Annotated in this window: 19 protein-coding genes; 7 read left to right on the forward strand and 12 right to left on the reverse strand. The window is 62.6% G+C overall.

Annotated features, from left to right (window positions below; genetic code table 11):
* Positions 1–19: 19 nt before the first annotated feature.
* The gene (gene arcB, locus I6L39_RS02385) at positions 20–2332 is read right to left on the reverse strand and encodes an aerobic respiration two-component sensor histidine kinase ArcB (RefSeq protein WP_042078304.1); all 2313 of its coding nucleotides are present in this window, start codon (positions 2330–2332) and stop codon (positions 20–22) included.
* Between the two features lie 202 nt (positions 2333–2534).
* Between arcB and I6L39_RS02390 the strand changes: the two genes are divergently transcribed.
* Positions 2535–3533 (forward strand): DUF2860 family protein, encoded by a 999-nt coding sequence (locus I6L39_RS02390; protein ID WP_042078302.1) that lies wholly within the window; start codon positions 2535–2537, stop codon positions 3531–3533.
* 66 nt (positions 3534–3599) lie between these two features.
* Here the strand turns inward: I6L39_RS02390 and I6L39_RS02395 are convergent, their stop codons facing one another.
* The 4 genes from I6L39_RS02395 to I6L39_RS02410 form a co-directional block, all read right to left on the reverse strand.
* Positions 3600–4292: a DUF3334 family protein gene (locus tag I6L39_RS02395; protein ID WP_042078301.1), complete on the reverse strand. Its 693-nt coding sequence runs from the start codon at positions 4290–4292 to the stop codon at positions 3600–3602.
* A gap of 119 nt (positions 4293–4411) precedes the next feature.
* Positions 4412–4858, reverse strand: a complete 447-nt coding sequence (locus I6L39_RS02400; RefSeq protein WP_042078340.1) for an HIT domain-containing protein — start codon at positions 4856–4858, stop codon at positions 4412–4414.
* Between the two features lie 70 nt (positions 4859–4928).
* On the reverse strand, positions 4929–5561 hold the full coding sequence (locus I6L39_RS02405) for a DUF2057 domain-containing protein (RefSeq protein WP_209794619.1): 633 nt from the start codon (positions 5559–5561) through the stop codon (positions 4929–4931).
* A gap of 76 nt (positions 5562–5637) precedes the next feature.
* Positions 5638–6540: a LysR family transcriptional regulator gene (locus I6L39_RS02410; RefSeq protein ID WP_216990926.1), complete on the reverse strand. Its 903-nt coding sequence runs from the start codon at positions 6538–6540 to the stop codon at positions 5638–5640.
* A gap of 99 nt (positions 6541–6639) precedes the next feature.
* Here I6L39_RS02410 and I6L39_RS02415 point away from each other — a divergent pair, with 99 nt between their 5' ends.
* Entirely contained in the window at positions 6640–7242 is a 603-nt protein-coding gene (locus I6L39_RS02415; RefSeq protein WP_216990927.1) for a short chain dehydrogenase, read from the forward strand.
* A gap of 118 nt (positions 7243–7360) precedes the next feature.
* On the opposite strand, the gene I6L39_RS02420 is transcribed toward I6L39_RS02415, so the two are convergent.
* From I6L39_RS02420 to dapA, 3 genes are all read right to left on the reverse strand, one after another.
* A complete protein-coding gene (locus I6L39_RS02420) occupies positions 7361–8464 on the reverse strand; it encodes a phosphoribosylaminoimidazolesuccinocarboxamide synthase (RefSeq protein WP_216990928.1) in 1104 nt (367 codons plus the stop codon).
* Positions 8465–8614: 150 nt separating this feature from the next.
* The gene (gene bamC / locus I6L39_RS02425; protein ID WP_042078293.1) at positions 8615–9739 is read right to left on the reverse strand and encodes an outer membrane protein assembly factor BamC; all 1125 of its coding nucleotides are present in this window, start codon (positions 9737–9739) and stop codon (positions 8615–8617) included.
* A complete protein-coding gene (gene dapA / locus I6L39_RS02430) occupies positions 9732–10619 on the reverse strand; it encodes a 4-hydroxy-tetrahydrodipicolinate synthase (protein ID WP_042078292.1) in 888 nt (295 codons plus the stop codon). Before dapA ends, bamC begins: the two co-directional genes overlap by 8 nt.
* A 200-nt stretch (positions 10620–10819) precedes the next feature.
* Between dapA and I6L39_RS02435 the strand changes: the two genes are divergently transcribed.
* The 3 genes from I6L39_RS02435 (at position 10820) to I6L39_RS02445 (ending at position 12534) form a co-directional block, all read left to right on the forward strand.
* Complete coding sequence (locus I6L39_RS02435) at positions 10820–11353, forward strand: glycine cleavage system protein R (protein WP_042078290.1); 534 nt, start codon at positions 10820–10822, stop codon at positions 11351–11353.
* Positions 11354–11370: 17 nt separating this feature from the next.
* Positions 11371–11835 carry a thioredoxin-dependent thiol peroxidase gene (gene bcp / locus I6L39_RS02440; protein ID WP_042078289.1) on the forward strand — a complete coding sequence of 155 codons (465 nt, stop codon included), beginning with the start codon at positions 11371–11373 and terminating at the stop codon, positions 11833–11835.
* 198 nt (positions 11836–12033) lie between these two features.
* A complete protein-coding gene (locus I6L39_RS02445; protein ID WP_042078288.1) occupies positions 12034–12534 on the forward strand; it encodes a YfbU family protein in 501 nt (166 codons plus the stop codon).
* A 48-nt stretch (positions 12535–12582) separates the two neighbouring features.
* Here the strand turns inward: I6L39_RS02445 and yfbV are convergent, their stop codons facing one another.
* Entirely contained in the window at positions 12583–13023 is a 441-nt protein-coding gene (gene yfbV / locus I6L39_RS02450; RefSeq protein ID WP_042078286.1) for a terminus macrodomain insulation protein YfbV, read from the reverse strand.
* Positions 13024–13324: 301 nt separating this feature from the next.
* On the opposite strand from yfbV, the gene I6L39_RS02455 reads away from it, so the two are divergent.
* Together I6L39_RS02455 and pta are read left to right on the forward strand one after the other, a co-directional pair.
* The gene (locus tag I6L39_RS02455) at positions 13325–14527 is read left to right on the forward strand and encodes an acetate kinase (RefSeq protein WP_042078285.1); all 1203 of its coding nucleotides are present in this window, start codon (positions 13325–13327) and stop codon (positions 14525–14527) included.
* 70 nt (positions 14528–14597) lie between these two features.
* Positions 14598–16751, forward strand: coding sequence for a phosphate acetyltransferase (pta, locus tag I6L39_RS02460; protein ID WP_254203722.1), 2154 nt, complete (start codon positions 14598–14600; stop codon positions 16749–16751).
* Between the two features lie 467 nt (positions 16752–17218).
* Here the strand turns inward: pta and ilvN are convergent, their stop codons facing one another.
* From ilvN to I6L39_RS02475, 3 genes are all read right to left on the reverse strand, one after another.
* On the reverse strand, positions 17219–17713 hold the full coding sequence (gene ilvN, locus I6L39_RS02465; protein WP_010673160.1) for an acetolactate synthase small subunit: 495 nt from the start codon (positions 17711–17713) through the stop codon (positions 17219–17221).
* Positions 17713–19431, reverse strand: coding sequence for an acetolactate synthase 3 large subunit (locus I6L39_RS02470; RefSeq protein ID WP_209794614.1), 1719 nt, complete (start codon positions 19429–19431; stop codon positions 17713–17715). The genes ilvN and I6L39_RS02470 overlap by 1 nt, the downstream gene beginning before the upstream one ends.
* Positions 19432–19822: 391 nt before the next feature.
* Positions 19823–19975 (reverse strand): hypothetical protein, encoded by a 153-nt coding sequence (locus I6L39_RS02475; RefSeq protein ID WP_084202933.1) that lies wholly within the window; start codon positions 19973–19975, stop codon positions 19823–19825.
* Between the last annotated feature and the right edge of the window lie 12 nt (positions 19976–19987).

The following is a 19987-nucleotide window of genomic DNA, read 5'->3' on the forward strand; positions in this document are numbered from 1 at the left end:
CCCGGTTTTTTTGCCCGCCTCACGACAGCAACCAGCGCCGCAGGCGGGCGATGTCGCCCGGGTATTCCCGGCGCAGCGTCTCAATCCAGTCTTCCACATTCTCCCACCAGGCCGGGTGATCCGGGCTCTGGATCAGCTGGGCCGTCTGCTGCAGCCGGCGCAGGCCGATGGAGCCCGCCGCCCCTTTTATCTTGTGCGCCTCCTCCACCACGCCGGCCTGATCCCGGGCAATCATGTTGGAGTCGAGCACCGCCATGTAGTCCGGCATCATCTTCTCGAACAGATCCACGCTGGAGATCAGCACCGGTTTGCCGACCGTGCTGGCGTAATCGGTGAGGAAGGGCAGGTCCAGCAGCGCATCCTGGTGGTGGGCATCGTCCTGCTCGTCCGCCTCGTCGTCGGCGAGATCCGCAAACAGGTGGCCTATCACCTCCCGCACCGCCCTGGAGCCGAGCGGCTTGTTGATCACGTCCTGCATGCCGTGATCCCGGTAGTACTGACGATCCCCGGTGGCGTTGGCGGTGAGTGCCACCATGGGGGGCAGGCTGTCGCCGTAGCGCGCCAGCAGCTGCTCCGCCACGTCGAATCCGGTCATGTCCGGCAGCTGGATGTCGAGCAGGATGAGGTCGAAGTCATCGGGATTGGCCATGGCCAGCGCCTGGGCGCCGTCCCGCGCCACCTTGACCTGATGGCCGAGCTTGTTCAGCAGGGCGCAGGCCACGGTCACGTTGAGCTCCACATCCTCCACCAGCAGGATGTCGAGGGAGGGCATCTCCGGCTCCGCGGCCGCTGCCTGGGGCTCGACGCACTCCACCTCCAGCTCGGCGGTGAAGCAGGCGCCTTCGCCCGGATCGCTGTCCACATAGAGCTGCCCCCCCATGGCCTGCACCAGCTGGCGGGAGACCGCGAGGCCGATGCCGGTGCCGGTGGCGTGCTTCTTGCCCTGCACCTGATAGTACATGGCGAAGATCTTCTCCTGCTGGGCGCGCGGGATGCCCACCCCGGTGTCCTCCACCTCGAAGTGCAGCGCCAGCTTGCCCGGCACCTCGGCGGCGTGGGCGAGGCAGCGTATGGTCACCCCCCCCTCGTCGGTGAACTTGACCGCGTTGCCCACCAGGTTCCACAGCACCTGGCGCAACCGGGTGCCGTCCGCCATCACGAATTGCGGCATGTCGCCATCCCGGTCGAAGTGCAGATAGAGCCCCTTCTGCTCCGCCTGGATGCGCGACAGCGTCTCCAGCTCATCGAGGAAGGCGGGCAGATCCAGGGGGGCCGGCGCGATTTCCAGCCGGCGCCGGTCGAGCTTGTCGAGATCGATGATGTCGTTGAAGATGTTGCCGAGCGTCACCGCGCTCAGGTGGATGGTCTTGAGCTGCTGTTGCTGTTTCGCATCCAGCGGCGTGTCCATCAGCATCCGGCTCAATCCCACTATGCCGTTGAGGGGGGTGCGCAGCTCGTGGCTGATGGTGGAGATGAAGGTGGTCTTGTCCCGGCTCGCCTTCTCCAGCTTGTCCTGGTACTGCTTGCGCTCTGTGATGTCGCGGCCAAAGCCGAGCAGGCCGAGGCGCTTGCCGAAGCGATCGAAGAAAGGCACCTTGCGCAGCTCGAAGTAGGCCTTGCGGCCGTCCGGGTACTCCAGCCACTGCTCATAGGTGAGCGGCTCGTTGCTGGCGAAGACCTGCTTGTCGGTCTCCACCACCTTGCTGGCGATGTCGTGCTTGTAGACGTCGAACGGGGTCAGCCCGATGAGCTCCGCCTCCACCTTGCCGGTCAGCTCCTCCATGGCCCGGTTGCAGCCGGAGAACTGCTCGTCCTCGTTGCGGTAGTAGACCAGATCCGGCGAGCAGTCGATGAAGGAGCGCAGCAGGGCGGTGCGCTCCCCCAGGTGCAGCTGGGCCTTCTCCCGCTGGAACACCTCGTTCTCCAGATCCTCTATGGCTTGCTGGCGCAGGGTCTCGGCCCGGTTGGTCTCGGCGATCTGGGCGTTGAGGCGGCTGATGTTCTCCTGCAGCTGGCTGTTGAGCTCGAGGTCCCGCTCGCGCATGTCCTGCAGCTTGCGCACCATGCGGGTCAGCCGCTGACGGGAGTCCTCCAGCTGATCCACCACGATGGAGAGGAAGTAGACGGCCCAGGGGGTTACCAGCAGACCGAAGAAGACCGAACGCACCAGGTCGACAACGTCCACCGTGCCGCGCAGAAACAGGGTCACCCCCATCTGGATGGAGACCGCCAGCACTATGATGGCGGTCGCCAGGAACATGCTGAAGCGCACCAGTCCCAGCTTGGTCATCAGGTCGACGTAATATTGCGCCCAGGATTTGATCTGCTTCATCTCGTTGCTTTCCCCTCTCGATTGCGCAAACAGAATACCAGTACGGCGCCCTGAACTCTTGCCCGCCGCATCTTAAATTATTGATTAACGTCACACTCCGGCTGGGGTAGCATGCCTGCCATGAGTCAGTCAGCTCCGGTTCAGCCAACCAGGCCGGACCCCGCTGCCACCCATGTCATCCGTTATGTCAGGAGCACTCCCGATGCGCAATCATGTTCTGTTGAGTCTTGGCCTGCTGGTCGCCAACGTCGCCCACGCCGATCTGGGGGAGATCCCCCGCCAATCCGGCTGGTCCGGTTTCCTGCTGGGCGGGGTCAATGTCGGCAGCCACAAGTCCAACTTCTACGCCGGCGATGACAGCGACAGCCGCATCCAGGATCTCGGCTCCCCTGACAGCGAGAGCGGCCTGAGCCCGCTCATCAACGCCGACATCCGCTACACCTTCGCCGACACCCGCACCCAGGTGTTCCTCGGCAACCTGATCCAGGACGCGGTGCGCTTCGACTTCACCCAGCAGCTCGGCCTGCGCCAGGAGATGGGCGACAAGGGCATAGTCGCCACTTCCCTGGTGTTCAACGTCATGCCGGTGGAGCTGTGGAGCGATCCCTTCGCCACCGGGGTGGATCGCAGCTCCACCGATCTCGAGTCGAAAGGAGTGCGATTCGCCTGGGACAGGATCTGGGGCAGCAACTTCTACGGCAGCCTCACCAGCCGGGAAGTGGAGCTCGACCAGGAACGCAGCGGCCAGCAATACGACCAGACCCACGGCACCCAGTATGCCCCCATGCTGGATCGCAACGGCAAGGTCCACGCCATGGAGCTCTCCTACCAGTTCCATTTCGCCGACAACCAGCTGCTGGAGCCCGCGCTCCTCTACCGGCAGGCCGACCTCGATGGCAGCGCCGAGAGTTTCAAGAACACCGGCCTGCAACTGACCTACGCCAGGCGCGCGTCCCAGTGGTCCATCGTGAGCAACCTCTATGCCGGCAAGCGCAAGTATGACGAGGCGAACCCCCTGTTCGGCCGGCATGCCGACGCCAGCGAGTTCGCCCTCAACGGCACCTTCTTCTGGCACAACCTGTTCGGGGTCAAGCCGCTCTCCGCCACCTTCACCCTGGCCTATTCCAGCGCCGACTCCGACATCGACTTCTACGACAGCCAGGCCAGCCGCTTCAGCACCGGCCTGCTCTACAACTTCTAACGCGGTCCCCCGCAAACAAGGAGGCCACCCCGGGGGTGGCCTCTTCATTCGTGGTGCCCGTCGCCATCAGATGCCGAGGGAGTCCAGCAGATCGTCGTGCTCGTTGCTCGCCGGGGCGATGGCCTGGGCCGGCTTGGCTGCCAGCTTGGCCTGGGCGATCAGCTCGTCCGGATCCACCTCCTCCTGCACGCCGCCATCATGAATCCGGATGAACTCCGTCTTGTCCATGGCCAGCTCCAGATAGAAGATGTTGTTGCTGGCGGTGAAGAAGGTGACCCTGCGGGTCTCGGGGTTGTCCAGGTTGGTATCGACGCTCAGCATCACCTGCTTGTTCAGGGCCAGCATCTTGGGCTGGTTCTGGGTGATGTGGGTCTGCAACTCGCGCCCCACCTTGGTGGTGAAGCTGCCGACGATCTGGTTCATCAGCTCGCCCATGACGTTGCTCACCTCGTCCGAGGTGTGGGAGATGGCGAGATCCTCCTTGGAGAGCCCCATGCTCAGCATGTAGCGCTCGTAGAGCTCCATGGCCGCGGCGGCGGAGAAGTTGATCACCACCAGCCCGGAGAAGCCGCCGTCAAACAGCACGAAGCAGCCGATGTCCGGCTTGAGGCAGGTCTTGCTGATCCGTTGCACCATGCCGGAGAAGCGCACCTGGGTCTGGGTCGCCGCACTCAATACGCTCGTCACCGAATTGCACAGGCTCAGCAGCACATCCTCTGTGGTCAATACGGCATCATCCTCGGATCTTGTCACTATCATGGAACCTTCCTGCTGATCGAAAAAAATAGACGGGTCTGTCTCAGCGCCCATGTCATCACGCACGGGCGCGAGACGCTAACAGATTGCGCTATCCCTGTGCGCAAAGCGCGAGCCACCTCTCACTTGACTGGATTATCAGTCAGCCAGGGCTGGAATCCATCCAGGGTGGCCAAGCGGGCACGCCAGTTATCAGCCGCCGCTTGCAATGCTTGCGCCTCATGGGGAATGGCGGGACAGGCTCCCCAGATGGGGCCGGGCCAGGCGGCATCGGAGCTGAAACGGGCCACGTGATGCAGATGCAGCTGGGGCACCAAGTTGCCGAGCGCCGCCACGTTGATCTTGTCCGGGCGCAGCACCTGCTCCATCAGGGTGGCGACGGCGCAGGACTCCTGCATCAGCTGTTGCTGCTGTTCGGGGAGCAGGTGGTGGATCTCCCGCAGGTTGGCGACCCTGGGCACCAGGATCAGCCAGGGATACTGGCTGTCTTTGGCAAGCAGGACGCGGCACAGGGGCAGATCCCCGAGAATTCGGGTATCCGCCTGCAGGCGGGGATGCAATTCGAACATGGGGGCCTCGCTGGTCAACTTGGGCACTCGGGAGATGAGAGTGCCCACGTTACTGCAACCAGGGACAAACTTAAAGACGGGGCACGGCCCAGCCGATGAAGCGCTTGCGAAGTTCGGGGTCCGCCTTCAGGAAGAGTTGCTGCAACTGCCCCTCCAGCTCGCTGGCGGGAAGGGCCTGAGCCGGCGTCGCCGCAGCCGTGGCCGCCACCGCACCGGCCGCCAGCACCGCCTGTCCGGCGCCGCGGTTGTATTCCGCCAGCCTGGCATGCCAGTCCATGCCGATCTGCATCCCCTGCACCACCAGCGGCTCCTGCCGCACCTCGAGGGGCTGCCCTCCCGCCAGCAGGCTCAGGGTGGGCGCCTTGGCATAACGCTCCATGCCTGCCTCATCGGTGGGTACGGCGGCCTGCAGGCGGACCGACTGCCCGCGGGCCTCATAGCGGATCACCTGGGGCTCGGAGCGAACCAGGCGATCGTTGTCGCTGCTGCTGCGGCTCGGGATCACCCCCTCATAACGCACCAGCAGTTGCTGCTCCCCGTCCGCCAGCAGGGCGTGCTGCTCGTCCTGCACCTTGCCGGCGCTCACCGCCAAGATCTGGAAATCCCGGGGCACCTCGACCCTGACCTCGGCCTGCACCGAGCCGGCACACAACAAGCCGGCACACAACGACATGACTCCGACCCAACCCTGATGACCCTTCATTCCCTGCCTCTCTTGCGTTCGCGATGATGGGGCAGGGTAGCAGCCCCAGATGACAGAAAAATAACGGGACTCTGGCTCACCGCAGCAGATAATGGGGCCGCTCGGCGAACCACTGGGCCAGCACCTGCTTGAACAGCCGGATCTTGCGCGGCACCCGCCGCTGCTGGGCGTGCAGCACGTGCAGCGGATGCAGCCCCGTTTGCCACTCGTCCAGCACGGCCACCAGCTCTCCCCTGGCCAGGCTGGCCTCCACCAGCATCAGCGGGCACTTGGCAAAGCCCATGCCAGCTCTGGCCAGCTGCAGCACTGTGCTGTAGTGATTGGCCCGCACCCTGCCCTGCACCAGGATGTGCGCCTCCTCCTCTCCCCTGCGAAAATGCCACTGCTCCCAGGCCGGGTTGTGGCCCTGCAGCAGGCAGGGGCGCCCCCCCAGCTCATAGGGGGTGGCGGGGCTCCCCTCCCGGGCCAGCAGGGTTGGGCTGGCCACCACCACGTCCTTCAATCGCCCGAGGGGCAGCGCCACCAGGTTGTCGGGGATCTGGCTCATGGCCCGCAGGGCGATGTCATGCTCCCCCTGGCTCATGTCGATCGTGGCGTTGGTGAAGTTGAGCTCCACCTGGACACCGGGACAGAGCTCGGCAAAGTGGGCGAGCAGCTCGCTCACCATGCGGTCTCCCGTGCTGACCGGGCAGGTGAACCTCAGCCGGCCGCTGTCCTCCTCGGTCAGGGCCTGGATGTCCTGCTCCGCCTGGAGGGCCAGGGCGAAGATCTCCCCCGCCTGCTGATAGAGGGTCTTGCCCGCCTCGGTCAGACTGAGGCGGCGGGTCGTGCGCTGCAGCAGCTGGGCGTTGAGGGACGATTCCAGGGCGCCGACGTGGCGGCTCAGCATCCCCTTGCTCACCCCCAGGGCATCGGCGGCGGCGGAGAAACTGCCCCGCAGCACCACCTCGTAGAAACTGGCCAGATGGGCGATGTTCATTCATTAGCTCCAAAACGGAAACAATGGGTTCATCATAAGCGCTTTTTCTCCTGTCGGAGACGACTAGAATCATCAATATCCCAAACAGGAGTGACCAAGATGAAAATCGTGATCGTGGGTGCCTCCGGCACCATAGGTTCCGCCGTCAGCGACCTGCTCGCCCAGGACCACCAGGTGATCCGGGTCGGCCATAGCCGGGGGGACGCCAGGGTCGACATGCGGCACAAGGCCTCCATCGAGGCGCTGTTCGCCCAGATCGGGCCCTTCGACGCCCTGGTGGTCGCCAGCGGCAGCGTCGCCTTCAACGCCCTGACCGAGATGAGCGACGAGCAGTGGCAGCTGGGGCTCCAGAGCAAGCTGATGGGCCAGATCAACCTGACCCGGGCCGCCATCCCCCACCTGAGCGATCGGGGCTCCATCACCCTCATCAGCGGCATCCTGAGCGAGGAGCCCATCAACTGGGGGGTGAGCGCCAGCACCATCAACGGCGCCATCGAGCACTTCGTGAAGGCGGCCGCCTGCGAGCTGCCCAGAGGACTTCGCATCAACGTGGTGAGCCCCACCGTGCTGGCTGAGTCCATGGACAAGTACGCCGACTTCTTCCCGGGCTTCGTGCCGGTACCCGCCGCCCGGGTGGCGCAGGCCTACAGGAAGTCGGTGCTGGGGGTGCAGACCGGCCAGGTATTCAGGGTCAACGGCTGATCCCGGCAGACAGAGCAATAAAAAGCGGGCCCCGTCATGGGGCCCGCGTCTTTGTCGGTCTGCGGTTTTCACCGCCGGCAAACGTTTGTTCCTGGGCGGCAAAAAAAGGCGGTCAGCCTCAGTCGATCAGACCGTACTGCTCGCGCAGCACCTCGATGATCTCCTGCTTCGGGTTGGCGCTGCGTACCAACGGTTGGCCGATGATCTTCTCGGCGATCCCCACATAGGTGTGGGAGATGTCCATCATCACCTCGGTGGGCAGCTTGTTGTCCCGGGCCAGGGCGAAACGCTCAGGCATGCGGTTCTTGTTGAGCAGGATGTCCGGATCCGGGAAGTGGTTCAGCAGCCACTGGCGGAAGCCCTCTTTGGACTTCTCGACGATCTCGCCACGGCGCAGGGCGGCACCGTCCCAGATGCGGGAGCTGTCGGGGGTGCCGACCTCATCCATGTAGATGAGCTTCTCGCGGCCGGCGGCGTCGGTCACGTAACCGAACTCGAACTTGGTGTCGACGAAGACCTGATCCAGCGCGGCCAGCGCCTCGCTGATGACGTTGAAGCCTTCCTTGAGCAGCGTCTCGTAGCGGTCGATGTCCGCCGCGGAGCGGAAGCCGAAGGCCTGATGGTGGCGCGCGATGTCGTCGCGGGAGACATTGACGTCATCCGCCTCCGGCACGCCGTCCAGCCCCTTGAGGATCCCCTTGGTGGACGGGGTGATGAGGATCTCAGGCAGCTTCTGATCCTTCTTCAGCCCTTCCGGCAAGGTGATGCCGCAGAACTCGCGCTCGCCGTCCTTGTAGGCACGCCACATGGAGCCAGTGATGTATTGACGGGCGATGGCCTCGATCATCACGGGACGGGCTTTTTGCACTATCCAGACGAAGGGGTGCGGGATGTCCAGGATGTGGCTGTCCGCCAGCCCCTTCTCCTTGAACAACTTGAACCAGTGGCTGGAGATGGCGTTGAGCGCCGCCCCCTTGCCGGGGACGCCGTTCAGGCCGTCCACCCCTTGCCAGATGCAGTCGAAGGCCGAGATGCGATCACTGATCACCATGAGGGCGAGCGGCGTGTCGGCCGGCACATCATAGCCTTTCTCTCTGATGAGCCGGGCACTGTCTGCCGGGGTCAACCAGTAGACGCTGCGCACTTTGCCGGAATGGACAGGTTTATCGGTACGGATCGGCAAATCGTCGTTCACCGCCAATACTTGATCTGCAAGACTCATGGCTAATAACACTTCCTGTTGTGGGACTAGTTGGACAGGCGCACAGGCCCCTGTCTGTGGGGATTCAGCTCGCCAGACACCCGTGCTGCCGGGCCGACAGGGGCAGCGGCGGGTCGGGCATAACAAAACAGGGGCACGAGGCCCCTGTTTCTATTCTGTTTTTGCAGCTTGGTCAGCCAGACCCTTGGCGAATGCCTCGGACAGGCTGATGTACATCTGGGAAATGACGCCGGATGAGACAGGCTTTTTGTCCTTGTCAAACAGGGTGATGGAGGTCTTGCCTCCCGCCATCTCGCCGAGCTGGAAGCGGTACTGCTCTTCCTCCAGCTTGAACGGCTCGGCCCCCTTGGCCTTCCAGAATTCGGCATCCGGCTCGTCGTACTCCACGTCGATCCAGCCCAGGGACTGCTGGGTGTCCTTGATGGTGAAGCCGTAGGCCGGCAGCACCTGGTTGAGGCGGCGCCAGACTTGGTCAAACGACCCCTCGGCAATCCAGGCGCTCAGCTCGTTGTTGTCCAGCCCCAGTTCCAGCCCCATGCCATCGCTGGACTTGTGCTGCTCGCGGGCCTTGAGCTGCTTGTCGTAATAGAGGGAGAACTGGTTCAGGGCACGGGTCGCGTAGCGCTGGGCATCGGCCGGCGTCAGCGCCGTGCTGGTCTCGCCGTCGATGGTCTCTTCGTGCTCCAGCACCCGGACCGACATCATGGTGGCGTGGCGCTGCACATCATTCTTCAAGACGAACTGGTAACGCTGACGGATCTTGAAGTCATCGTCTTCTTCCGCCCAGCCATCGAGCACTGCGGTGTTGTCAAACCAGCCGGTCTGCAATACCCCGGCCTGCTGATCCAGCTTCTCGGTGGTCACCTTGTGCTCGGCCAGGAAGTTCATCAGGAAGGCCCAGGTGTCGCGCTCCACGCTCTGGCTGGTGCTCAGGGCATAGAAGGCGATGGTCGGCTCCTCGGCGTTGGCCACCACCTGGCTGCCCGGGACCACGGTCAGCAGCTGGGCGGGCGGACGCACATCCACCTTGGCGCCGATGGCGCCCTCGCGGCTGCTCTCTGGCAGGGCCGGAATGTCGAAACCGTTGTTAAAGGCGGGGGTACTCAACCCGGCGGGCACAAGGAAGGCACGGCCTTCGAGGCGGCTCTCTTCATACTCGAAGCCACGGTTGGCCATCTTGCGATCCTGGGGTGAGCTGCAGGCTGCCAGCACGGCAACCGTCGCGACACTCAGCACCAGGCGCCCTGCATTTCCCTTTCCATTTGCTTTAAACACTCGCCATCAACTCCGCAGTCGTCAGTGCTCGCGCCATCGCCTGCTCTCCCTCTGGGGTGAGGTCGGTCAGGGGCAGGCGCAAGGTCGCCGTCGCCATCAGTCCCAGCCGGGCACAGGCCCACTTCACCGGGATGGGACTCGGTTCACAGAACAGAGTCTGATGCAACGGCATCAATCGATTGTTGATGTCATGCGCCCGTCCGGCATCTCCGGCCAGCGCAGCACGACACATGTCGGCCATCTGGGGCGCCGCAATATTGGTGGTGACCGAAATGACACCATCACCCCCTTGCAGCATGAAATCACATCCGCTGGCGTCATCGCCACTATAAAGCGCAAAATCCGGCCCGCACAGCTCGCGCAGCAGCGGGGTGCGGCCGAGATCGCCGGTTGCCTCTTTCAAACCGATAATGCCGGGCACCTTGGCCAGACGGGCCACCGTCTCCGGTTTGAGGTCACAGCAGGTGCGACCGGGCACATTATAGAGAATTTGAGGCAGACCACTAGCCTCGGCGATCGCACAATAGTGACGATAGAGGCCTTCCTGGGTGGGTTTGTTGTAATAGGGGGTGACCGAGAGACCCGCCACCACGCCGGTGCTGGCGAGACGCCGGGAGAGGGCGATGGCGTGCGCCGTGTTGTTGGAGCCGCACCCCGCGATGACCGGGATGCGCCCTGCGGCATATTCCACCGTTTTTTCGACGACGGCGATATGTTCCTGCTCGCTCAGGGTGACCGACTCCCCCGTGGTGCCCACCGCGACGATGGCGCTGGTGCCGGCATCCACATGATACTCGACCAGCTCAGCCAGACTGCTCCAATCGATGTCACCCGAGGCCAGCATGGGGGTAACGAGCGCAACAATACTACCGCGTAACATGGATAATTCTCCCGATTTTCAGGGGCGTAATGGTAAAGCTGCCCCTTTTGAAAAACAAGGGAGGCAAGGGACAAGCCGTGTTACCATCCGCCACAAAACGTATGGATGCACCAGGGTAGGACAGGGCCCGAAGCAGGGCGCCATGCCCGTCAGCGGCGCCCGCTGTCACCGCATTCGCAATAATGGACGAGAGACGATTTATGACTCACTACCTGGTCGTAACGGCCATCGGCACGGACAGGCCTGGCATCGTCAATGAGGTGACCCGTCACGTCAGTGGCTGCGGTTGCAACATTGTCGACAGCCGTCTTGGCATTTTCGGCAACGAATTCACCTTCATCATGCTGCTGTCCGGTGACTGGAACAGCCTGATGCAGCTTGAAATCAGCCTCCCCCTGCGCAGTCAGGAGTGGGATCTCATCACCATGATGAAGCGCACCGAGCGCCACCAGTCGCTGCAATATGACATCAGCGCCAGCGCAGAGGTGCTGATCCGGGATCAGCCCGGCATCGTAAGCCAGTGTACCCAGTTCTTCAGCGATCACGGCTGGGACATCCAGGCCATGCAGACCATGACCCTGGAACAACAGCCGTTCAACCTGCTCAAGGCAAACTTCCAGTTGAATCTTTCCAAGCAGGGAGAAGAGAGTGGCTCCAAGGCCGCCTTCGCCGGCTTCTGTCGCGAGCTGGGCGCAGAGTCCTTCGAATTCATCGTCAATCACAAGTACGCCTGATGGCGTTTGGAGACCCCATGTCACCACTAGAAGCTGGTACCCAGGCCCCCGATTTTTCCCTCTCCGACCAGGATGGCAACCAGGTGCGCCTCGCCGATTTGCGCGGCAAGAAGGTGCTCGTCTACTTCTACCCCAAGGCGATGACCCCGGGCTGCACCACCCAGGCCTGCGGCCTGCGCGATGTCAACGCCGAACTGGCGGCTCTGAACGTGGTGGTGCTCGGCATCAGCCCGGACAGCGCCAAGCGCCTGAAGAAGTTCGAGGAGCGCGACAGCCTCAACTTCCGCCTGCTGGCCGATGAGGATCACGCGGTGGCCGATGCGTTCGGCGTCTGGGGCCCGAAGAAGTTCATGGGCAAGGAGTATGACGGCATCCACCGCCTGAGCTTCCTTATCGACGAGGAGGGCAAGGTGGCCCATCGCTTCGACAAGTTCAAGACCAGCGATCACCATCAGGTGGTGCTCGACCTCGTCAAGGGGTAACGCCGTCACCTCGACGCTGCAGCAGGGCCCGCCATCGCGGGCCCTGCCCGTCTCGGCGCGGCATCGGGTGGCCATCCAGGACGGCTTGCCAGCATGTCTCCCCCTCCATTTTCTCGCCAACCTCCCCTGCCAGATCAAAAAATTCATCCTGGATATGGGTTAACGTGACCCCAGTTTCATTTTCCAGTGAGAAAGCCCATGAACATGAGCCACACCGAACGCCTGATCCTGAGCAACCAGTACGAGATCCTGGCCAAACTCAATCCGGAGAAGGCGGCGTTTTACCAGCGGGCCAGCACCATAGTCGAGCGCGGCTACTGCCTGCAGATCCTCGAGCTGGAGAAGAGCTTCGGCCACCTGGATCTCGCCACCTGCCAGGAGGTGATAGACACCCTGGAGATGCACCACGCGCTGGCCATCTCCTGGGGCAATCTGGATGCCGGCGCCCGGGCCGAGGTGAATGAAAGCCGTCTGGCCTTCAACGGCTACAGCCGCAGTCAGGAGCGGGAGCTGGCGGACTATGTCTGCTTCCTGCTGGAGGTGGACAAGCGTTTCCCCGAACTGCCCTGCCCTTGCGACGAGCTCTCCAGCGACATCGCCATGCGCGACAAGTACCAGCGCATGCTGGCGATCTGGCGCCAGTGCCCCCGTCAGTACAAGCTCTCCATCCAGGAGATCAGCAAGGTGCTGGCGGCCTGACCATGAAAAAGGCGCCCCGGGGCGCCTTTGTCGAATGAGCAACCAGGGTCACTCGTAGAGGAAGGATTTGTCCAGCTGCTTGAAGGCGGCGTTGAGGGTATCGGCCAGCTCCTCGTAACGGGGACGAGCCACCAGCTGACGCTGGCCACCCTGCTCGTTCATCTTGCCGTTGATCTCCCGGTACCAGTTTGCGAGGGAAGGGGGCAACCGGGTGTCGGCGCGCTGGCCGAGCCAGTAATAGCCCTGCAGCGGCAGGCTGAGCAGGAAGAGGACGGACGCCATGACGGAGGGCCAGTAATGCAGTTCGCCGAACTGGAACTGCACCATGACGCTGAGCACGGCCAGGGCCGGGATCACCTTGAGGGCGAACTCGGTCGCCCTGATCACCCGGTTTTCCGGGAACATGGAATTAAGCTCGGGACGGCGCGGCCAAAGAGTCATATAATGACGGCCTTGCTGTAATTTAGTTCCAAAAATGTTCATGCTCATGCTACCTCCGAGCTCTTTTCGAACGCATTAACGGCAAAACCTCGACAATATTTGAGAGGCAATAACAAAGGTTGAGGATGACTTTGTTATTTTTCAACAATCAGGTTATCCTTTGTACGCCCATTTTTACGCTGGCGCATCGCCGCCGGCCAGTCAGGGACGTCTGAGTTTCGGGTCTTGTATCACTATACAAGGGGCAAGCAACAGATTGCCAACCCTCATAAGGATAAGTTGATTGTTTTTGGACGCACCGCGTCCGGCGCATCCTCCAACCCAACCCAATCTGCGATAGGATTTATTCATGAGTAAGCTGGTTCTTGTTCTTAACTGTGGCAGCTCGTCCCTGAAGTTTGCTGTCATTGACGCAACCACCGGTGATGATCTGCTGTCTGGCCTGGCCGAATGCTTCAACCTCGACGATGCCCGCATCAAGTGGAAGCTGAACGGTGAGAAAGGCAACGCCGATCTGGGTGCCGGTGCCGCTCACCAGGAAGCGCTGGACTTCATCGTCCACAAGATCCTGCCGCTCAACCCTGAATTGTCCAAGAACCTGATCGCCATCGGTCACCGCGTGGTACACGGCGGCGAGCGCTTCACCTCTTCCGTGCGGATCTGCGACGACGTGATCGCCGGCATCGAAGCCGCCATTCCTTACGCACCGCTGCACAACCCGGCTCACCTGATCGGCATCCGTGCCGCCCTGAAGGTCTTCCCGGAGCTGGCCGAGAAGAACGTGGCCGTGTTCGACACCGCCTTCCACCAGACCATGCCGGAAGAAGCCTTCCTGTACGCCCTGCCGTACAAGCTCTACAAGGAGAACGGCATCCGTCGCTACGGCGCCCACGGCACCAGCCACTACTACATCAGCCTGGAGGCCGCCAAGCAGCTGAACAAGCCGGTTTCCGAGCTGAACATCATCAACTGCCACCTGGGCAACGGCGGCTCCGTTTGCGCCATCAAGAACGGCCAGTCCGTCGACACCTCCATGGGCCTGACCCCGCTGGAAGGCCTGGTGATGGGGACCCGTTCCGGTGACATCGATCCGGCCATCATCTTCTTCCTGCACGACAAGCTGGGCATGAGCGTCGCCGAGATCAACACCATGCTGACCAAGGAATCCGGCCTGCAGGGTCTGACCGAAGTCACCTCTGACTGCCGTTTCGTTGAAGACAACTACGACAGCAAGGAAGAAGCCAAGCGCGCCATGGACGTATACTGCTACCGTCTGGCCAAGTACATCGGCGCCTACGCCGCCGCCATGGACGGTCGTCTGGATGCCGTGGTCTTCACCGGCGGCATCGGCGAGAACTCCGCCCCGATCCGCGAGATCACCCTGGGCAAGCTGGGCCTGCTGGGCTTTGACGTCGACCACGACGCCAACCTGAAGGCTCGCTTCGGCAAGGGCGGCGAGATCACCAAGGCTGGTTCCACCAAGGCCCTGGTTATCCCGACCAACGAAGAGTGGGTCATCGCCCACGACGCGCTGGAACTGGTCGGCGCATAAATTAGCTGTAGAGCAAGGCCGCCCCAGGGCGGCCTTTTCCTGATCCCAAAAAATGAACAAGGGGTAATAAGTGGCACGCACTATTATGCTCATCCCGGTCGGCACTGGTGTCGGCGTAACTTCCGTGAGTCTTGGCGTCGTTCGCGCCATGGAACGTCACGGTGTCAATGTCAGCTTCTTCAAACCGGTCGCTCAGCCGCGTCCGGGTGAAACCGGTACCGAGCGCTCCACCGCCGTGATCCGCGCCGCCGCCAACATCAACCCGCCCGAGCCGTTCGCCCTCTCCTACGCCGAGAACATGATCACCTCCAGCAACACCGACATCCTGCTGGAAGAGATCGTGGCCCGCTTCGAAGAGCACGTGAAGAGCAGCGGTGCCGAAGTGGTGGTGATCGAGGGCCTGGTGCCGACCGACAAGCAACCCTTTGCCAACAAGCTGAACTACGACGTCGCCAAGGCGCTGGACGCCGACATGGTGTTCGTGACTCATCCGGGCAACGACTCCAGCCAGAAGCTCAAAGAGCGCATCGAGCTGGCCTGCTCCAACTTCGGTGGCGTCAGCAACCCGCGCATCGTGGGCTGCGTCATCAACAAGGTGGGCGCCCCGGTTGACGAGCACGGCGTGACCCGTCCCGACCTGACCGAGATGTTCGAAGCGCACCACCACGGCGCCGACACCGGCCACAACCTGGAAGTGCTGCAGGTGTTCGGCAAGAGCCCGCTGCGCATCCTGGGCTGCATCCCCTGGAACACCCAGCTGATCGCCCCGCGCGCCAAGGATCTCGCCAAGCACCTGGCCGCCAAGATCATCAACAAGGGCGAGCTGGAGAGCCGCCGCCTGCAGACCGTGACCTTCTGCGCCCGCTCCATCCACAACATGATCGAGCACTTCCGTCCGGGCAGCCTGCTGGTCACCTCCGGCGACCGTTCCGACGTCATCGTCTCCGCCTGCCTGTCCGCCATGAACGGCGTCAAGCTGGGAGCCCTGCTGCTGACCGGCAACTATCATCCGGAACCCCAGGTGATGGCCCTGTGCCAGCAGGCCATGGCCACCGGCCTGCCGATCATGATCACCGGCACCAACACCTGGCAGACCGCCGTCAGCCTGCAGAACTTCAACGTCGATATCCCGGAAGATGACCGCGAGCGTATCGAGCTGGTGCAGGACTACGTGGCTGGCCACATCGACAAGCACTGGATCGAGTCCCTGACTGCCAAGTCCACCCGCTCCCGTCGCCTGAGCCCGCCGGCCTTCCGTTACCAGCTGACCGAACTGGCCCGCCAGGCCAACAAGCGCGTCGTGCTGCCGGAAGGGGAAGAGCCGCGCACCATCAAGGCCGCCGCCATCTGTGCCGAGCGCGGCATCGCCCGTCCGGTGCTGCTGGGCAATCCGGACGAGATCCGCCGCGTCGCCGAACAGCAGGGCGTGGTGCTGACCGATCGTGTCGAGATCATCGATCCGGTGGCCGTGCGCGAGCGCTATGTGGCCCGCCTGGTCGAGCTGCGCAAGAACAAGGGCATGACCGAAGTGGTGGCCCGCGAGCAGCTGGAAGACAACGTGGTGCTGGGCACCATGATGCTGGAGCGCAACGAAGTCGACGGTCTGGTCTCCGGCGCGGTTCACACCACCGCCAACACCATCCGTCCGCCGATGCAGATCATCAAGACAGCACCGGGCTCGTCCCTGATCTCCTCCATCTTCTTCATGCTGCTGCCGGACCAGGTGCTGGTCTACGGTGACTGCGCCATCAACCCGGATCCCACTGCCGAGCAGCTGGCCGAGATCGCCATCCAGTCCGCCGACTCCGCCGCCGCCTTCGGCATCGAGCCGCGCGTGGCCATGATCTCCTACTCCACCGGCACCTCCGGCGCCGGCGCGGACGTGGAGAAGGTGCGTGAAGCGACCGAGCTGGCCAAGGCCAAGCGTCCCGACCTCATCATCGACGGTCCGCTGCAGTACGATGCGGCCATCATGGAGAACGTGGCCAAGTCCAAGGCCCCGAACTCCCCGGTTGCCGGCAAGGCCACCGTGTTCGTGTTCCCGGACCTGAACACCGGCAACACCACCTACAAGGCGGTACAGCGCTCCGCCGAGCTGGTCTCCATCGGCCCCATGCTGCAAGGCATGCGCAAGCCGGTCAACGACCTCTCCCGCGGTGCCCTGGTGGACGACATCGTCTACACCATCGCCCTGACCGGTATCCAGGCAGCCCAGGCCGAGTAATCGCCTTTTCTGCCTGTCCCGTGAAAAACCCGCCGAGAGGCGGGTTTTTTTATGTCTGGTGGAAGATCTGTTGATCGGCAAGATCAGGACAGGATCCCGCCGGGATCCAGGGGCGGATCCCCATAGCCCCTGCCGCAAGGCGCGGACGATAAGCAAACACTCACACCCTCGCCAGAGGATTGCGCAAATGCGATCCAGCCGGGATCAACTTGAAATACCTCTTTAAGATCAAGCTACTAACGCCAGAAACACCGCTAATCTACAGAGTTTTCCACAGCTTTTGTGGATAGTTTACCGATCATTTGAAAGAAAATGACAGATTCGCTCAGCCCCCTCTTGGGCATGACGCCGAGGCATGCCCCTCTCGGGCAACAGGGAGGACTCGCCAGGCCGAAGGATACGCCCGGGGCAGACATGACAAAGGGCTCCGAGGAGCCCTTTGGAATACTATCGGACCGGATTCCCGATCAGGGGCGCAGTGACTTGTCCGCCCGGGAGATGCCGCAGACGCCGGAGCGCACCACTTCGATGATCTCGTTGGTCTGGGCGGCGGTCTTGATGAAGGCGTCCAGCTTCTCGCTGGTTCCGACGAGCTGCACCGTGTAGAGCTCGGGGGTAACGTCCACGATCTGGCCGCGGAAGATGTCCGCCAGCCGTTTCAGCTCGTCACGGGCCCCGCCGGCGGCGCGGGCTTTCACCAGGGCGATCTCCCGCTCGATGTGCTCCCCTTCGCTCAAGTCGCACACCTTGAGCACGTCCACCAGCTTGTGCAACTGCTTCTGGATCTGCTCCAGCACCCGCTCGTCCCCCATGGTGACGATGGTCATGCGAGACAGGGTGGGATCCTCGGTGGGGGCCACCGTCAGGGTCTCGATGTTGTAGCCGCGCTGGGAGAAGAGGCCCACCACGCGGCTCAGGGCGCCGGATTCGTTCTCCAGCAGTACTGAAATGATGTGTCTCATCAGGTTCTCTCCGTCTTGCTCAGCCACATCTCGTCCATGGCACCAAACTTGATTTGCATCGGATAGACGTGCTCGTCCGGGTCAACCGAGATGTCCATGAACACCAGCCTGTCCTTCATGGCGAAGGCCTTCTCCATGGCGCTCTCCAGCTCGGCGGGATCGCTCACCGCCATGCCGACGTGACCATAGGCTTCCGCCAGCTTGACGAAGTCCGGCAGGGATTCCATGTAGGAGTGGCTGTGACGGCCGCCGTAGAACATCTTCTGCCACTGCTTGACCATGCCCAGCGCACGGTTGTTGATGGAGATGATCTTGATGGGCACCCCGTACTGCATGCAGGTGGAGAGCTCCTGGATGTTCATCTGCACCGAGCCGTCGCCGGTGACGCAGCAGACCACCGCATCCGGATTGGCAAACTGGGCGCCCATGGCGGCCGGGATGCCGAAGCCCATGGTGCCGAGACCGCCGGAGTTGATCCACTGGCGCGGCTTGGCAAACGGGTAGTAGAGGGCGGCGAACATCTGGTGCTGGCCCACGTCGGAGGCGACGAAGGCCTCCCCCTTGGTCACCTTGTAGAGCGCCTCGATGACCTGCTGCGGCTTGATCAGGGTGGGATGGGTCTCGTAGGCCAGGCAGTGGCGGGAACGCCACTGTTCGATCTGGCTCCACCAGTCCGCCAGCACCTGCTTGTCGTTGTCGAAGCCGCACTCGCGGATCACTTCCAGCATCTGCTCCAGCACGGTATCCACCGAGCCGACGATGGGCACGTGGGCCTGCACCGTCTTGGAGATGGAGGTGGGATCGATGTCGATGTGCACCACGGTGGCATTGGGGCAGAACTTGGCCACGTTGTTGGTAACGCGGTCGTCGAAGCGGGCTCCCACGGCGAAGATGAGGTCTGCGTTGTGCATGCTCTTGTTCGCTTCGAAGGTGCCGTGCATGCCGAGCATGCCGATGAACTGCGGGTGGGTGCCGGGGAAGGCGCCAAGCCCCATCAGGGTGGTGGTCACCGGCAGGTTCAGCTGCTCCGCCAGCTTGGTCACCAGGTGATCCGCATTGGCGTTGATGGCGCCGCCGCCCACGTACATCACCGGACGGCTCGCCTCGGTCAGCAGCTTGGCGGCACGCTTGATCTGGCCCTTGTGTCCGGCCTTGGTCGGGTTGTAGGAGCGCAGGGAAACGGACTCGGGATACTGATAGGGGAACTTCTCTTTCGGATTCTGCACGTCTTTGGGCAGATCCACCACCACGGGCCCCGGGCGGCCACTGGCGGCGATATAGTAGGCCTTCTTGATGGCCTCGGGAATGTCGCTGGCTTTCTTGCACAGGAAGCTGTGCTTCACCACCGGGCGGGAGATCCCGATCATGTCGGTCTCCTGGAACGCATCCTCCCCGATCATGCTGGTCGGCACCTGGCCGGACAGGATCACCAGAGGAATGGAGTCCATGTAGGCGGTCGCGATGCCTGTGATGCAGTTGGTGGCGCCGGGACCCGAGGTCACCAGCACAGTGCCCACCTTGCCGGTGGAGCGGGCGTAACCGTCCGCCATGTGTACCGCGGCCTGCTCGTGCCGCACCAGGACGTGTTCCATCTTGCCGTTTTCGAAGAGAGCGTCATAGATGTCGAGCACTGAGCCACCAGGGTAGCCGAAGACGTGCTCAACTCCCTGATCTTCCAGCGCTCTAACCACCATCTGGGCGCCTGATAACATCTCCATGATAAAGCCCTCCAGGCTTTGCTCCGTTAAGCGAAAGCTATCGACAGTCCGCTGCTTCCCGGCAGCGCCGATCCGAGTCTTGTTGTTGTCTACAGGCAGATCTGGCGAGTTCGGAGCCGTCGATAGTAGAAAAGTAGGGGTTTTCCATCATTCACCCGAAAAGCGGGTGAAAAACCAACTTAACCCGCCCGTGAACGCTTGTCCACGGCTTTGTCTGGCGAGAACAGTCAGAAATTTCAAACAGCCATTAACATTCAGTGACTTGGTCAGACGACCTGCAACAAAGAGGGGTGTATGGGGAACAAACCAGAGGATCATGCTGCCAATCTGCGAAGAGACCAAAAGAAACGGCCCACCCCCTGGGGGGTGGGCCGTCAAAGACAGGTCAGTTTCACTGCTCGTCTTCGGGCTCCGCCAGCCAGATCTGCTGATCCGGGTCCGTCTCTTCGCAGACCGAGATGCTGACCCCCATGTCGATCAGCTCGTGCAGCGTCAGATTGTCCGCCAGGGTCATGGTGTCGCCGTTTTCATTGGTAAAGCGCATGTTGTCCGTCCT

Origin of the sequence: Aeromonas sp. FDAARGOS 1409, from assembly GCF_019048705.1 — a bacterium.
In the GTDB taxonomy this organism is placed as follows: domain Bacteria; phylum Pseudomonadota; class Gammaproteobacteria; order Enterobacterales; family Aeromonadaceae; genus Aeromonas; species Aeromonas sanarellii.

Bases quoted from the DNA above. Each gene is read 5' to 3' on its own strand.
- I6L39_RS02395 (WP_042078301.1), bottom strand. From the start codon at position 4,292: ATGATAGTGACAAGATCCGAGGATGATGCCGTATTGACCACAGAGGAT.
- dapA (WP_042078292.1), bottom strand. From the start codon at position 10,619: ATGTTACGCGGTAGTATTGTTGCGCTCGTTACCCCCATGCTGGCCTCG.
- ilvN (WP_010673160.1), bottom strand. From the start codon at position 17,713: ATGAGACACATCATTTCAGTACTGCTGGAGAACGAATCCGGCGCCCTG.
- I6L39_RS02455 (WP_042078285.1), top strand. From the start codon at position 13,325: ATGAGTAAGCTGGTTCTTGTTCTTAACTGTGGCAGCTCGTCCCTGAAG.
- I6L39_RS02470 (WP_209794614.1), bottom strand. From the start codon at position 19,431: ATGGAGATGTTATCAGGCGCCCAGATGGTGGTTAGAGCGCTGGAAGAT.
- bcp (WP_042078289.1), top strand. From the start codon at position 11,371: ATGTCACCACTAGAAGCTGGTACCCAGGCCCCCGATTTTTCCCTCTCC.
- I6L39_RS02445 (WP_042078288.1), top strand. From the start codon at position 12,034: ATGAACATGAGCCACACCGAACGCCTGATCCTGAGCAACCAGTACGAG.
- I6L39_RS02420 (WP_216990928.1), bottom strand. From the start codon at position 8,464: ATGAGTCTTGCAGATCAAGTATTGGCGGTGAACGACGATTTGCCGATC.
- yfbV (WP_042078286.1), bottom strand. From the start codon at position 13,023: ATGAGCATGAACATTTTTGGAACTAAATTACAGCAAGGCCGTCATTAT.
- I6L39_RS02410 (WP_216990926.1), bottom strand. From the start codon at position 6,540: ATGAACATCGCCCATCTGGCCAGTTTCTACGAGGTGGTGCTGCGGGGC.
- I6L39_RS02435 (WP_042078290.1), top strand. From the start codon at position 10,820: ATGACTCACTACCTGGTCGTAACGGCCATCGGCACGGACAGGCCTGGC.
- I6L39_RS02405 (WP_209794619.1), bottom strand. From the start codon at position 5,561: ATGAAGGGTCATCAGGGTTGGGTCGGAGTCATGTCGTTGTGTGCCGGC.
- I6L39_RS02475 (WP_084202933.1), bottom strand. From the start codon at position 19,975: ATGCGCTTTACCAATGAAAACGGCGACACCATGACCCTGGCGGACAAT.
- I6L39_RS02390 (WP_042078302.1), top strand. From the start codon at position 2,535: ATGCGCAATCATGTTCTGTTGAGTCTTGGCCTGCTGGTCGCCAACGTC.
- I6L39_RS02400 (WP_042078340.1), bottom strand. From the start codon at position 4,858: ATGTTCGAATTGCATCCCCGCCTGCAGGCGGATACCCGAATTCTCGGG.
- arcB (WP_042078304.1), bottom strand. From the start codon at position 2,332: ATGAAGCAGATCAAATCCTGGGCGCAATATTACGTCGACCTGATGACC.
- I6L39_RS02415 (WP_216990927.1), top strand. From the start codon at position 6,640: ATGAAAATCGTGATCGTGGGTGCCTCCGGCACCATAGGTTCCGCCGTC.